Genomic DNA, 14371 nt, shown 5'->3' on the forward strand with positions numbered 1-14371 from the left:
GCGAGGTCATGTTACAATCTCCATTGTGCTGAAAGAACGGGGAGAGTTTGCTTTTGTTCCGGCCTTCGCGGGTCGGTTGTTAATAATTATGGCGCGAATGCGAATCGGGCTGCCTCTGGCGGCCTGGGCAGTGGCGCGAAGGGCACCGTGGAAAGCGGCAGGTAACCGCTTGCGCCTCGAAAGAGCTTGTCCATCAGGTGTCTCTTCATGTACCAGAGATCATCAATCGGGATGGCCGCATGTCGCGTTCAGTGCATAAAATTTCCTTCGTCGCTTCGTCCGCAGACCACGCGCAGGCCGCGAGAGAAGAACTGATCCGCGAATATGGCAATGCCTCGTTCGACGAAGCGGATGTGATCGTCGCGCTCGGCGGCGATGGTTTCATGCTCCAGGTCTTGAATGAGACGATGAATCTCGGAAAGCGTGTCTACGGCATGAACCGCGGCTCCGTCGGTTTCCTGATGAACGATTACAGGCTGGGGCGGCTGCATGAACGCATTGCCGTGGCGACCGGCAATGATTTCCATCCGCTCAGAATGACGACGGTAGACGAGGACGGCAACGAGGTGTCCGCCCTGGCGATGAACGAGGTCAGCCTCTTCCGCCAGTCTCACCAGGCAGCAAAGCTTCGCGTCGACATCGACGGCAAGACGCGTCTGGAGGAGCTGATCTGCGACGGCGTGATGGTCGCGACGCCCGCTGGCTCCACGGCTTACAACTTTTCAGCCCATGGCCCGATCCTGCCGCTGGAATCCCCGCTTCTTGCGCTGACACCTGTCAGCCCGTTCCGCCCGCGGCGCTGGCGCGGCGCACTCCTGCCCAATAAGGTGACCGTCGACATCCACGTTCAAGAAGGCGAAAAGCGTCCGGTAAACGCCGTTGCCGATCACCGCGAGGTGAAATCGGTGCGCAGCGTCAAGATCGCGCTTTCTCAGGATCGGACGGCCAGAATTCTCTCTGATCCGGATCGCTCCTGGTCGGACCGAATTCTCGCCGAACAGTTCACCAACTGATGAAGGACATGACCATGAAAGCCCTCCTTGCCGCAGCCCTATTGCTTGGTAGCGTCAGTCAGGCCTTCTCGCAGATGCCGGGCATAGATGCGCTGCCCGTGTCGACCATATTTGTTACCAGCAACGGCATGTGGGAACGCGAGGCCGTGGAGGACACAGCAAAGTCCTCACAGACGACAGATAAGAGCGCGTCGACGCGTCCAGAGCCCACGCGCGGCTACTACAAGGTCGTCGCCATGCGCCAGCCAGATGGTACCGCGAAGATCTATCTCCAGCAGATCGCCTACACCGCGAATGGCCCTTCCCTCGTCGAGACCCTCGAGCTTGAAGAATTCACGCAGATGAAGGCCTATGTGACGGATATCCGCCCTGAAAGCTCGGCCGGCGCGTCCAGTCTTCCCGGTCTGTTCGTCACCGTCCATCTGAAGACCGACCCGGCTCAAAAGGAGCCGGACGCATGGACCATTATCATCGATGAGTTGGGCGACATGAAAATCGAGAAAGCGTCGAACTAGACCTAAGGCGCCGTGGCTCGGCGTATCTTCCTCAAACGGGCTGGCAAGAGCATCAGCACAACGCCGTCTCTCTATCTCGCACCTACCCTCTCCTGAGTGCCTCAAATCTCGTCTGGCCCACTCAGCACCGCGCCAAAGTGATGCTTCCAGAGACGAGCACCGAGCGCGCCCGTTCGGTCGAGACTGGATCCCACCGTCAGCCAGGGCAGCAGCGTGGGAGAGAGCCCCGCATCGAAGAAGGCAAAGCCGGCCGCCAGCACACAGGTATCCGCCTGTATCCCACAAACGAGAACCCGATCAAGCTGCAGCGACAGAAGATAATCGACAGCTTCCCTTGGCGGTGCATAGCCATATTTGATGAAGACGCGGTCCGCGACCACAAGCGACTCGTCGTTTTGGCCGGGCGTCCAGCCCAGTTGCCGCTGAAAAGGCGTGATGCTCTCATCGTGCCGCTCGACGCTCGCTATGCTCGGCATCCTGATAGCGAGTGTTGCGATCTCCTCGACAAGGCGTGACGGCGGATTGAAGCTTGGTTGCACATCAACAATATAGAGAGCCTGTTTCACTGCAATCTCCTCAAGCCTCGAATAGCACTAAAGCTTTTTGAATCGACACATCGTGCTTTCCGAAAATCGAGTCTGATTTTCGGGCCGATGCTGTAAATGAAAAACCTCCCGCAGCAAGCGCCACGGGAGGTTCTGGTATCGAAATTGATGCTGCCGCCATCAATCGATGTCGGAGACTTCCACACCGGCCCCGCCACTGATGCGGTGAGCAAGGGCTGCCTCCATGAATTCGTTCAGATCGCCATCCAGGACGCTGCTTGGCGACGTGCTTTCCACGCCCGTGCGCAGGTCCTTGACCAGCTGATAGGGCTGCAAAACGTAAGAGCGGATCTGATGACCCCAGCCGATATCCGTCTTCGATGCAGCCTGCGCATTGGCAGCCTCTTCGCGCTTCTGCAACTCTACCTCATAGAGGCGCGAGCGTAGCATTTCCCACGCCTTGGCGCGGTTCTTGTGCTGCGAGCGCTCCTGCTGGCAGGCAACCGCAATACCGGTCGGAATATGCGTGATACGCACAGCGGAGTCGGTGGTGTTGACGTGCTGACCGCCGGCACCGGACGAGCGATAGGTATCGATGCGGCAATCGCTTTCGTTGATGTCGATCTGGATCGAGTCGTCCACGACGGGATAAACCCAGATGGACGAGAACGACGTATGACGACGCGCATTGCTGTCATAGGGCGAGATGCGCACCAGGCGGTGAACACCGGATTCGGTCTTCATCCAGCCGAAGGCATTGTGGCCCTTCACCAGAATGGTCGCAGATTTGATGCCGGCCTCTTCGCCGTCATGCACTTCAAGAACTTCCACCTTGAAGCCCTGACGCTCGGCCCAGCGGGTATACATGCGCAAAAGCATGCTCGCCCAGTCCTGGCTTTCCGTACCGCCGGCGCCTGAATGCACTTCGACATAGGTGTCGTTGGAATCGGCTTCGCCCGAAAGCATCGCTTCCACCTGACGGCGGTTTGCTTCGCTGCGCAGCGCCTTCAGCGCCTCTTCGGCCTCGCGCACGATGTCCTCGTCGCCCTCGGCCTCACCCATCTCGATCAATTCGATATTGTCGTTGACCTGCTGCTCGAGCGATCGGACACCATTGATGGATTCATCCAGCTGCTGGCGTTCGCGCATCAGCTTCTGCGCTTCGCCGGCATCGTTCCAGAGGTTCGGATCCTCTGCCTTGTTGTTCAACCAGTCCAGTCGTCTTATCGCCTGGTCCCAGTCAAAGATGCCTCCTCAGCAGGCTTATGGCCTGCTTGATTTCGTCGACTACGTTTACGATTTCATTGCGCATTTCGCAGATTCTTCGCCTTCTTGAAAAACTGCTTGGGTGAATAAATGCGAGGGGCGCGGATGTAAAGACCCGCGCCCCTCGCCTTGTGTTGATTTGATTTAGTAGAGGCCGCCGCCGCCGCCAGTGATGGCCTGCTGCGCCTGCGGGGACTCCCGCAAAATGTCTTCCTGAGACATGTTGCCATCCATACCGATGACATTGAAGCTAGATGCAGGACCGGTACCAGGCTTGAAGGCTTCCATGATCGTGTCAGGCTCGCCCTCCATCGCCGCCATGCCCGTCTTGCGGTTGACAGCGACGAAATTCATGCCGTTCGGTACGATGAACTTGCTGTGCGGCAGATGCTTTGCTGCCTGGGAAATGAACTCGCCGAAGATCGGTGCTGCGAGCGAACCGCCGGTGCCGCCACGGCCGAGAGGTGCCGGGCTATCGAAACCGATGTAAAGCCCTGCCACGAGATCCGGTGTGTAACCGACGAACCAGGCATCCTTTTCATCATTGGTGGTGCCGGTCTTGCCCGCAACAGGCAGATCAACCTTGATCTTGCCGGCAGCCGTACCACGCTGGACGACGCCTTCCATCATGGACGTGACCTGATAAGCCGTCATCGGGTCGAGAACCTGCTCGCGCTTGTCGACGATGGTCGGCTCGTTCTGATTCTGCCACACCGTCGCATTACAGCCTTCGCAGGCGCGGTCCTCATGACGGAAGATGGTCTTGCCGTAGCGGTCCTGAATACGGTCGATCACGGTCGGCTTGATCTGCTTGCCGCCATTGGCGATCACGGAATAGGCCGAGACCATGCGCATGACAGTGGTTTCGCCCGAACCGAGCGACATGGCAAGCAGCGGCGGCATCTTGTCGTAGATGCCAAAGCTGTCGGCATATTCCGCCACCAGGTTCATGCCCATGTCCTGTGCCAGACGCACCGTCATCAGGTTGCGAGACTTTTCGATGCCAAGACGAAGCGTGGACGGACCTGCGACCTCGCCACCGTAGTTCTGCGGCCGCCAGACTTCACCACCGGAAACAACCTCAAGCGGTGCATCCATGACGACCGAAGCCGGCGTATAGCCATTGTCGAGTGCTGCTGCGTAGATGAACGGCTTGAAGGACGAACCGGGCTGACGCATGGCCTGTGTCGCGCGGTTGAATTCCGACTGCGCGTAGGAGAAGCCGCCGACAATCGCAAGAACACGACCGGTATGCGGATCCATCACCACCATGCCGCCCTGCACTTTCGGCGGCTGGCGAAGGCGATAGGAATTGCCCTGGCCAGAGATTTGCTCGACATAGACGACATCGCCGGCCTTCAGCACGCCAGCCGGAGACTTGGCCGTGCTGCGCTGCCCCTTGGAGTCGCGATAAGCCCATTTCATATCGTCCGGCTTGATCCGGCCGCGCGCATTCTTATCGGCAGCATCGCTATCCGCGTCCGGACGGAGACCGACATCGACGCCATCTGCCGTTGCGGCCAGCACCACGGCCATGCGCCACTCGGGCACATCGCGCAAAGGCTTCAACTTGGAAAGCGCCGCTGCCCAGTCGCCATTGATGTCGATCTGATCGATTGGGCCATGGAAACCGCGGCGCTCATCATAATCGATGAGACCATCCTGTAGCGCCTTGCGCGCTTCCATCTGGATTTCCGGATCGAACGACGTGCGCACCGAAAGACCGCCCTTGAGCAGCTTGTCTGCACCGAACTGATCGACGATCTGGCGGCGCACTTCTTCGGCGAAATAATCCGAACCGGCAAGCTGCGGGCCACCACGACGAACGTTCACACCCAGCGGCTGCTGCTTGGCCTCTTCAGCATCCGCCTTGGTGATATAGCCGTTCTCGGCCATGCGATCGATCACCCAGTTGCGGCGTTCGACAGCGGCCTTCTCGCGACGGAACGGATGGTAGTTCGCCGGACCCTTCGGCAGCGCTGCGAGATAGGCCGTCTCGGCAATAGTCAGTTCGGTAACGGACTTGTTGAAATAGGTCAGCGAGGCGCTGGCAATACCGTAGGAATTCAGCCCGAAGAAGATTTCGTTGAGGTAAAGCTCTAGAATCTTGTCCTTGCTGTATGCCTGCTCGATGCGGAATGAAAGAATGGCTTCCTTCGCCTTGCGCTCCATCGTCTGCTCGTTCGTCAGCAGGAAGTTCTTCGCCACCTGCTGGGTGATGGTCGAGCCGCCCTGCGTCGGGCCGCCCGTCACATAGGCAAGGGCCGCACGCGCAAAGCCGGTCACGTCGATGCCGGGATGCTGATAGAAATTCTTGTCTTCCGCCGAAAGGAATGCGGCCTTGACGCGATCCGGGATAGCCTGGATCGGCAGGAACAGGCGTCGCTGTTCGGCATATTCCGTCATCAGCGCGCCATTGCCCGCGTGAACGCGGGTCGTCACTGGCGGCTCGTAGCTGTTCAGAACCGCATAGTCAGGCAGATCCTTCGTGATCGTTACCAGGTAAAGGGCAACGCCAGCCGCGACCACGAGAAAAAGCGTGCTCGCCAAGCCGAAGAAATATCCAATCAGTCTGATCATATGAGGCTACCGATACTTCGAATCGCACTTTGCGCCTGCCCGTAGGCGCGCAATTTTACATGTAGCGTGCCGTTTTGCACACCGCTTAACCGATGACAAGTCGGGGATTAAGCATTCCCGCTCATGTTATCGAGAGATAGTGTCCGCGCAATCGCAAGCGAGTCCCGCTCTGCTGCCGAATCCTGATGCCGAGTAACGCGTTGAATGTGAGTAAAATAGGGCTTTGCCCATCAAATGCGAATGCGGAGCGATCAAGTTGCTCCGCTTTTTGACGACCGTCGCAAAAGCATCACAGCACTTATAGCTCAGCCGCCATTGGCTAGAGCCTGGGCGCGATACTTGGTCACCGCCTCGGCCAGACGTTCAGCCACCTTGTCGCGCCAACTTTCATCGAGAAGCAGCTTTTCATCCTCCGGATTAGAGAGAAAACCGAGTTCCAAGAGCACCGACGGCACATCATGGGCGCGCAGCACCTGGAAACCGGCATAACGATGCGGATTGTTGATCAGCCCCACCTGCCCCTCGAAGGAGGAAACGATGTTTTCCGCAAGCGTCACGGAGAAGGCCTGCGTCTCCCGTCGCGTCAAATCGAGCAGGATATCGGCCACTTCCGGCTGCGCATTGGAGACCGTCACACCTGCGATCTGGTCGGAGAGGTTTTCACGCTCCGCAAGATTCTGCGCCATGCGGTCCGATGCGCGGTCTGAGATCGTATAAACCGTCGCGCCCCGGATGCCTTTCTGGCTCAGCGTGTCCGCATGAACGGAAATGAAAAGATTGGCGCTGTGCTGGCGCGCAATCGTTACGCGTTCGGAAAGCGCCAGGAACGTGTCGTCATCGCGCGTCAGAAAGGCCTTGATTCCAGGCAGACGGTTGAGACGATCTGTCAGTTGCTTGGCGAAAGAAAGCGTGATGACCTTTTCATCCGTGCCGCTGACGCCGCCCTTCGCGCCCGCATCGATACCGCCATGGCCGGCATCCACGGCAATGACGAAATCGGACTGGCGCGGCGAGGTCTGGATGATATCGGGTGTAACCGATGCGGTGGTCGCCGGTGCGAGCGCCTGCCAATCCTGGTTCTTCAAAAGATCGGCGAATTTCTGTTTGGACGCGATTTCGGTGTCGAGAACGAAGCGGAAGATTTTGCCGCCTTCTTCGGGCTGAACCTTGGCGATGGCCACCTGAACAGGTTTCTTTGCGGTCAACACCAGACGCGCGCTCCCCTCGCCCATGCTACCGAAGCGGATGTCGCTGAAAAGCCCGGTCGCCTTCAGATCGTTTGTGGGAAAGGCAAAGCTGACAGCGGGCAAGTCCACCACGATCCGCGCTGGCGAATCGAGATAGTGCACCTCGAATTCAGGCTCAGCGTTGAAATCGAGCACGACGCGTGTACGCGCCTCGTCGCCGATGATGCGAGCGGCGTTCGCAACGAGCTGAGGCGCCGCATGAGCCTGTTCGCCTGCGACAAAAGCAAGGAACAGGACGGGGAAAGCTGCTCGCGCATAACGAGTGATTCGCGAAAACAAAGCTCGCCTAGTTGATGTCCCTGCCGCCCGCGCCTGAGTTTTCATGGTCGCCAATATCTTTTAAGTTTTATGTCGTTTATGCGAAAATCATCGGCTTCTCAGCCGAAATTGCCGTCTTCCCCTGATGAAGATGGCCTTATTCGCGCTTGGCTGCAACATTCGCAAGCCTTGATGAAGCATTTCTTAACCGCGAAATTCCATCAATGATATGACATATTTAGCCTGCCTATTGCTATTATGACGGAGAAACCATACAACACGATTGAGGGTTAAAAATGTTGACGGGATAGATTCCCGCCGGCTGCCAATCGAGAATGACTCTGGCGCTGAATTTCGGGCAATCATCTGCCGTCGCTTCATTTTTATCCTGAAACTGGATCAATCCGGCTGTGGCCGGAGACATACCCGGTGGCATGCCACCGCTCGCTCTGAGGAGAGCATTTTCATCGGACTCTCAGGAGTCTATTTATTATAGTCGTTCTCGCTTGGCCAATGATGTCGTTGCAGCAGCTTTCATACGAACCGGATACAGGGAGCAGGCAAGTTGCCTTGCACGTTGTCCGGATGCTGCCAGTTTACATGCGTCGGGCGGAACACTTCATTTCCGGCACACCCTTGGAAAAAGATAAAAGGCCTGTCCCTGCGGCGGGCCTATTCTCGTATATGACAAGGCTGCGCCGAGGAGCACAGCTTACATGGCAGACAAAATGCTTATCGACGCCTCCCACGAAGAGGAGACGCGCGTAGTCGTTGTTCGTGGAAATCGCATTGAAGAATTCGATTTCGAGTCCGAACATAAAAAACAGATACGCGGCAATATCTATCTGGCGAAGGTGACACGCGTCGAACCGTCGCTTCAGGCAGCCTTCGTGGATTACGGCGGCAACCGCCATGGATTTTTGGCCTTTGCCGAAATTCACCCCGACTATTACCAGATTCCGCTGGCCGATCGGCAGGCGCTTCTAAAGGCGGAAGCCGAAGAGCATCGCCGTGGCGATGACTTCGAACCGGCTGACGCCCCTAACGAACCCGCAGTCGATCTTTCCAAGGCCGACCAGCCGGATATCGGCATTGTGCCGACATCTGAGGAGAAGGCTGAAGACACAGCTGCTTCCGAACAGGTCGTAGCCTCCGAGGAAACCGTCGCTATTACGGAAGAAGCGGTTGCCGAAGAGCAGCCTGCGGAAGAAGAAAAGCCGAAGAAGCGCACGCGCCGTCCCCGCGCAAAGAAGAAAACCGAGGCTGAAGAGGCTACGGCCGAAGCGTCTGCCGATGAAGCCGCCGACGAGGATGGCTCCAAGGGCGGCGAAATGGCAGCCATGGTCGACACCGACTCGATTTCCGAAGACGTTGAGCGTGTCGGCGATGACGATGATGATGACGACGACGATCATCACGAGAAGGAAGTCATCGAGTCGGTCGGCGCCGAAGACGCGATGGAAGAAGTTCCAGACCGCGCCATGCGCAAGCCGCGCAAGCAGTACCGCATTCAGGAAGTCATCAAGCGTCGCCAGATCCTGCTCGTTCAGGTTGCCAAGGAAGAGCGTGGTAACAAGGGCGCAGCACTGACGACCTATCTGTCACTCGCCGGACGTTACTCCGTTCTGATGCCGAACACGGCACGTGGCGGCGGTATTTCCCGCAAGATCACCCAGCCAGCCGACCGCAAGCGCCTGAAGGAGATTGCCCGCGATCTCGAAGTGCCGAACGGCATGGGCGTTATTCTGCGCACCGCCGGTGCCAACCGCACCCGCGTCGAAATCAAGCGCGACTTCGAATATCTGATGCGTCTGTGGGAGAACGTTCGCACGCTGACGCTGAACTCCACAGCACCTTGCCTCGTGTACGAGGAAGGCTCGCTGATCAAGCGTTCGATCCGCGATCTCTACAACAAGGACATCAGCGAGATCATCGTGTCCGGTGAAGAAGGTTATCGTGAAGCGAAAGACTTCATGAAGATGCTGATGCCGAGCCACGCCAAGGTGGTTCAGCCCTACCGCGACATTCATCCGATCTTCTCGCGCTCCGGCATCGAAGCGCAGCTCGACCGCATGCTTCAGCCGCAGGTTACGCTGAAATCCGGTGGCTATCTGATCATCAATCAGACCGAAGCCCTGGTTTCGATCGACGTGAACTCCGGTCGCTCGACCCGCGAACATTCGATCGAAGAGACGGCACTCGCAACCAATCTCGAGGCTGCGGAAGAAGTCGCCCGTCAGCTTCGCCTGCGTGACCTTGCTGGTCTGGTCGTCATCGACTTCATCGACATGGAAGAAAAGCGGAACAACCGCTCTGTCGAAAAGAAGCTGAAGGATTGCCTCAAGAACGACCGCGCTCGCATTCAGGTTGGCCGTATTTCGCATTTCGGCCTTCTGGAAATGTCGCGCCAGCGCATCCGCGCTTCGGTTCTCGAATCCACCACTCAGATCTGCTCGCATTGCGGTGGCACGGGCCATGTGCGCTCGGAATCCTCCATCGCGCTGCACGTGCTGCGTGGTGTCGAAGAATACCTGCTGCGCAACACGACGCACAACATCACGGTGCGCACGACGCCTGAAACGGCGCTCTACCTGCTCAACCACAAGCGTGGCACCATTGTTGATTATGAAGAACGCTTCGGCGTTTCGATCATCATCGCGGCGGACGCCAGCGTCGGTGCTCAGCACTTCGCCATCGACCGTGGTGAAGCCGTCGAAAATCCGGTGAAAATCGAAAACCTTCTGCAGGCTCTCCCGACCTTCGAGGAAGACGAAGACGATATCGTCATCGAAGCCGAGGAGGACGAAGAAGACGAAGAAGAAGTCGTAGCGAAGGCGCAGACTAGCGAGCCACGCCAGCCCCAGGCTGAAAATGGTGAAGACGGCAAGCGCAAGCGCAAGCGTCGTCGTCGCCGTCGTGGCAAGGGCAACGGCCAGAACGGCGACGTTCAGGCAGATGCCAATGACGACGCATCCGGCGAAGGCGATGAGGAAGATGGCGACGACGCCACCGAAGATCAGGCTGACGCCACAGAGCCACGCGCTGAAGGCGACAATGCCGGTCAGGACGAAGGCAAGCGCAAGCGCCGTCGTCGTGGCAAGCGTGGCGGCCGTCGCAACCGTGACGAAAATGGCAACCTGCTGGACGCCGAAAATGGCGACGGTGATCAGGGCGATGCCGATGACGGCGTTGACGATGGCGACGTAGCGGATGCAGCCGAAGGCGTAGAGCCGGCGGCCGCTGTCGAGGCTGAAACGCCGCAGGTTGAAGAGGCCGAAAAGCCGAAGAAGCCCCGTCGCACCCGCAAGGCCAAGGAGAAGGCTGAAACGGTTGTCGAGGCAACGGTTGAAGCGGAAGCACCGGTCGTTGCGGCACCAGTGGCGGACGCCGCCCCTGCTCCGCAGGAAGAAGCGCCCGCTGACGTAGCGCCTGCTGCGCCAACCCCTGCTCCGCAGGCTGCTGAAGCTGCCGTTGAGGCGACGCAAGAGGAAGGGGACGATGCTGCAAAGCCGACCCGCGCCAACCGCGGCGATAACGTTTCATCGTCCGAACCGGTCGTTACCTCCTCCGGCAAGAACGACAGCCCCGATGGCGAAGAGCCAAAGCCCCGCAAGGGCGGCTGGTGGCAGCGCAAGGGTTTCTTCTAAGCCCTGAACTACAGCTATGAGAATCAAGACCCCGAGATTGGATTTCCAGTCTCGGGGTTTTCGTTTTCTGTTTGAAGAGATGGTGGGCGCGTGTCGCGATCATCCAGATTGGCTCCCACGCTTTGACACCGTATTCGTCGCGAGACATCATCGCCGCATTGGCGACAGCTTGAGCAGGATTGGTCACAGAATGAGCGCTGCAAATTCGTTTCTTGGGCTCCCTTCAGAGCTCGCTGACGGCAATCCCGCACGCATGGTGATCTTCGGCGTGGAACATGGCAGTGCCTATCCGGATCAAGACAGCGGTGGCCATGAAACAGCGGCCGATCAGATCAGAGCGGCAAGCCAGGAAGATGCGCCGTTGATCGCCCACTGGGATTTCGATCTCGGTGGCCCACTCTTCAAAGGCGGTCCGATAAACTGCATCGATGTTGGCAACATTAAAACTGTGATGCGTGACAATGAAGGCAATCGACAGCGCATAGAAGCGAAGACGCGAGAAGTCCTAGCCTCCAGTGCTGTTCCCATCCTCATCGGCGGCGACTGCTCCGTCACCTTTCCGTTTCTTGCTGCGTTCGAGACATCCGGACCTGTCTGGATCTTGCAGATCGACGCGCATATCGACTGGCGTGACGAGGTTCAGGGAGAACGCTACGGATATTCAAGCTCCATGCACCGAGCGAGCGAGATGGCGCATGTGGTCGGCATGGTGCAGGTCGGACTTCGAAGTGTCGGTAGCGCGAGGAAAGCCGATGTCGAAGCGGCACAAGGCTACGGAAGCCACTTTGTGACGGCGAGAGAAATTCACGCAGGCGGAGTGGCTGCGGCTCTTCGTGCTATTCCAAAGGATGCTCAAGTCGTCATCACGCTTGACTGCGACAGCCTCGATCCGAGTATCATGCCGGGCGTCGCCGCAAGAACGCCGGGCGGTCTCACCTACACCCAGATTATCGATCTGATTTCTGGTGTTGCCGGCAAAGCGAAAATCGCCGGGTTTAACCTCGTCGAGTTTTATCCGCCCGCCGACATTGACGGCCTATCGGCCCTCACAGCGTCCCGCGTTCTCGTCAACGCGATCGGAGCGGTGATCCGCCAGATCTGAGGCACTATCATCGTAGCGGTAAAATCCCGGGCCTTTGGAATTCTACCGAACGCTTGAAAACTCAGTCCTCTGTTTTTCAAAAAGACTCAAGGCCGGCACACCTTGATCCTTCAGCCGACAAGAGGTGGATCAAGCCGCGCAAAGCCTGCCTGCTGCCGATAGGGAAAATGGGGATAGGGAGCGGACACGGCACTGGCTTGATCGAGAGCTGCAATCTGCTCACGTGTCAGGCTCCAATCGAGAGCGCTGAGATTGTCCTTGAGTTGAGCTTCGTTTCTAGCACCAATGATCACAGACGATACGGTGGGGCGACTGAGCAGCCAATTGAGCGCGACTTGCGGCACGGTCTTCGCCGTCTCGTTCGAGATGGTTTCAAGCGCATCAATAACACGATACATATAATTGTCCTCAACCGGTGGACCGAAACTTGCCGTGGCATGCAAACGACTTGTTTCAGGCAACGGCACGCCCCGCCTTATTTTCCCGGTCAAACGACCCCATCCGAGTGGGCTCCAGACAATTGCGCCCAGGCCCTGATCTTGTCCCAGCGGCATGAGATCCCACTCGTAATCCCGACCGATAAGCGAGTAATAGACCTGATTGGCGACGTATCTCGGCCATCCATAACGGTCGGCCACTGCAAGCGACTTCATGATTTGCCAGCCAGAAAAATTCGAGACACCGACGTATCGAACCTTTCCCGAGCGAACCAGCATGTCCAGCGTTGACAGGACCTCCTCTATCGGTGTCGCAGCATCGAAGGCATGAAGTTGGAGCAAGTCGATGTAGTCCGTTTGAAGCCGTTTCAGCGCATCATCGACCGAGCGCAACAATCTGAAGCGGGACGATCCGGCCTCATTCGGGCCATCTCCCATTGGAAGGCTGGTTTTGGTCGAGATAAGCACCTCGTCCCTGCGTCCTTTGATCGCCTCACCGAGGATCTCCTCCGATGCGCCGTTGGAGTAAACATCAGCCGTATAGAAAAGATTGACACCTGCATCAAGACAAATATCGACAAGACGTCGAGCCTCGATTGCGTCCGAGTTGCCCCAGTTGCTAAACAGCGACCCAGACCCACCAAACGTGCCTGCGCCAAAGCTCAAAGCAGGCACTTTGAGCCCGGACCTTCCAAGTGATCGATAGTCCATATTTGTCTTCCTTTTTGAGAACTACCGCAATTCATAGACAGTCCTCATAAAATGAAATAGAGCACCAAAAGGAACCTCACTTGTGACGTGAATTCATCATGGCCAGACACGAGATCAATCGCTTTACGGAGATGGAAGTTTTCGTAACCGTCATTGAGACGGGCGGTTTTTCTGCTGCAGCGAGGCAGGTACGTCTAACGCCCTCCGCCATTAGCAAATTGATCGCACGCCTTGAGGCGAGGCTGGGAACCAGGCTATTCAATCGCTCTACCCGACAATTTCAGCTGACGCCTGAAGGATGCACGTTCTACGAGGCGGCAAAGCGTATACTCGCGGACCTCAGCGAAGCGGAGCAGAGAGCAAGCCAGGGTGAGAGACCGGCAGGGCGTGTTCGCATCAGCACCAGCGCCTCATACTTGAACCACGTGCTGGCACCCATCGTGCCACAATTCATGGTGCTCTATCCTGCTGTTACTCTGGACATCTCACTCACCGATGCATTGGTTGATCTATTGGCCGAGCGCACCGACATAGCCATTCGAACCGGGCCTTTGAAAACATCCAGCTTGATTGCTCGCAAGCTCGGAGAAACGGCTCGGACAATTGTGGCCGCGCCATCCTATCTCGAACAATATGGCCAACCACGTCATGTCGCGGACCTGAAAAGCCACAACCTGCTGGGTTTCAGCTATGTACGATCAGAGCCGGGCTGGACGCTCAGCGAAGATAATCACTCCGTCGTGGTGCCCGTCGCCGGACGTGTCCAGATCAGCGATGGAGAAGGCGTTCGAAGGCTCGCTGTCGCAGGTGCAGGCCTGGCTATGCTGGCTGACTTCACCGTCCGCGACGACGTCACTGCCGGACGACTTGCGCCGGTCCTGTCTCACTGCAACACGGGAGACACAGAGGTCTTTTACGCCGTCTATATTGGAGAAGGGGGCCCGCTCCCTGCGCGCATCAGGGTCGTCTTGGATTTTCTGTCCGAACATGGAAAAGTTCGATAATCACCAACAAGCTGGATGATGAAAACCGCGCGAAGCTGTGGCAAAG

9 protein-coding genes and 1 pseudogene are annotated in these 14371 nt (G+C 57.7%); 5 read left to right on the forward strand and 5 right to left on the reverse strand.

Going from position 1 to position 14371, the window contains the following annotated elements; translation table 11 throughout:
* Positions 1 to 194: 194 nt before the first annotated feature.
* Both PVA19_RS11350 and PVA19_RS11355 read left to right on the forward strand, forming a co-directional pair.
* Positions 195 to 1013 (forward strand): annotated as a pseudogene (locus tag PVA19_RS11350) (NAD kinase); the annotation flags it as partial.
* A gap of 14 nt (positions 1014 to 1027) precedes the next feature.
* Positions 1028 to 1528: a hypothetical protein gene (locus PVA19_RS11355; RefSeq protein WP_440598700.1), complete on the forward strand. Its 501-nt coding sequence runs from the start codon at positions 1028 to 1030 to the stop codon at positions 1526 to 1528.
* Between the two features lie 101 nt (positions 1529 to 1629).
* On the opposite strand, the gene PVA19_RS11360 is transcribed toward PVA19_RS11355, so the two are convergent.
* The 4 genes from PVA19_RS11360 to PVA19_RS11375 all read right to left on the reverse strand — a co-directional run bounded on the left by PVA19_RS11360 (position 1630) and on the right by PVA19_RS11375 (position 7490).
* The gene (locus PVA19_RS11360) at positions 1630 to 2094 is read right to left on the reverse strand and encodes an isochorismatase family protein (RefSeq protein ID WP_113179720.1); all 465 of its coding nucleotides are present in this window, start codon (positions 2092 to 2094) and stop codon (positions 1630 to 1632) included.
* 159 nt (positions 2095 to 2253) lie between these two features.
* Positions 2254 to 3385 (reverse strand): peptide chain release factor 2 gene (prfB, locus tag PVA19_RS11365; protein WP_194286714.1). Its coding sequence is split into 2 segments (ribosomal slippage): positions 2254 to 3315 and positions 3317 to 3385, totalling 1131 coding nucleotides; the frame shifts between segments, so codons are not numbered across the junction.
* A gap of 98 nt (positions 3386 to 3483) precedes the next feature.
* Positions 3484 to 5919 carry a penicillin-binding protein 1A gene (locus PVA19_RS11370; RefSeq protein ID WP_062440904.1) on the reverse strand — a complete coding sequence of 812 codons (2436 nt, stop codon included), beginning with the start codon at positions 5917 to 5919 and terminating at the stop codon, positions 3484 to 3486.
* Positions 5920 to 6224: 305 nt separating this feature from the next.
* The gene (locus PVA19_RS11375; RefSeq protein ID WP_274102493.1) at positions 6225 to 7490 is read right to left on the reverse strand and encodes an N-acetylmuramoyl-L-alanine amidase; all 1266 of its coding nucleotides are present in this window, start codon (positions 7488 to 7490) and stop codon (positions 6225 to 6227) included.
* Between the two features lie 650 nt (positions 7491 to 8140).
* Between PVA19_RS11375 and PVA19_RS11380 the strand changes: the two genes are divergently transcribed.
* Together PVA19_RS11380 and PVA19_RS11385 are read left to right on the forward strand one after the other, a co-directional pair.
* A complete protein-coding gene (locus tag PVA19_RS11380; RefSeq protein ID WP_274102494.1) occupies positions 8141 to 11071 on the forward strand; it encodes an Rne/Rng family ribonuclease in 2931 nt (976 codons plus the stop codon).
* 190 nt (positions 11072 to 11261) lie between these two features.
* Positions 11262 to 12173, forward strand: coding sequence for an agmatinase (locus tag PVA19_RS11385; protein WP_274102495.1), 912 nt, complete (start codon positions 11262 to 11264; stop codon positions 12171 to 12173).
* Positions 12174 to 12283: 110 nt separating this feature from the next.
* On the opposite strand, the gene PVA19_RS11390 is transcribed toward PVA19_RS11385, so the two are convergent.
* Positions 12284 to 13321: an aldo/keto reductase gene (locus PVA19_RS11390; RefSeq protein WP_274102496.1), complete on the reverse strand. Its 1038-nt coding sequence runs from the start codon at positions 13319 to 13321 to the stop codon at positions 12284 to 12286.
* Between the two features lie 98 nt (positions 13322 to 13419).
* On the opposite strand from PVA19_RS11390, the gene PVA19_RS11395 reads away from it, so the two are divergent.
* On the forward strand, positions 13420 to 14325 hold the full coding sequence (locus PVA19_RS11395) for a LysR family transcriptional regulator (RefSeq protein ID WP_274102498.1): 906 nt from the start codon (positions 13420 to 13422) through the stop codon (positions 14323 to 14325).
* Positions 14326 to 14371: the final 46 nt, after the last annotated feature.

The organism is Agrobacterium sp. CNPSo 3708, from assembly GCF_028674915.1.
In the GTDB taxonomy this organism is placed as follows: Bacteria; Pseudomonadota; Alphaproteobacteria; order Rhizobiales; family Rhizobiaceae; genus Agrobacterium; species Agrobacterium cavarae.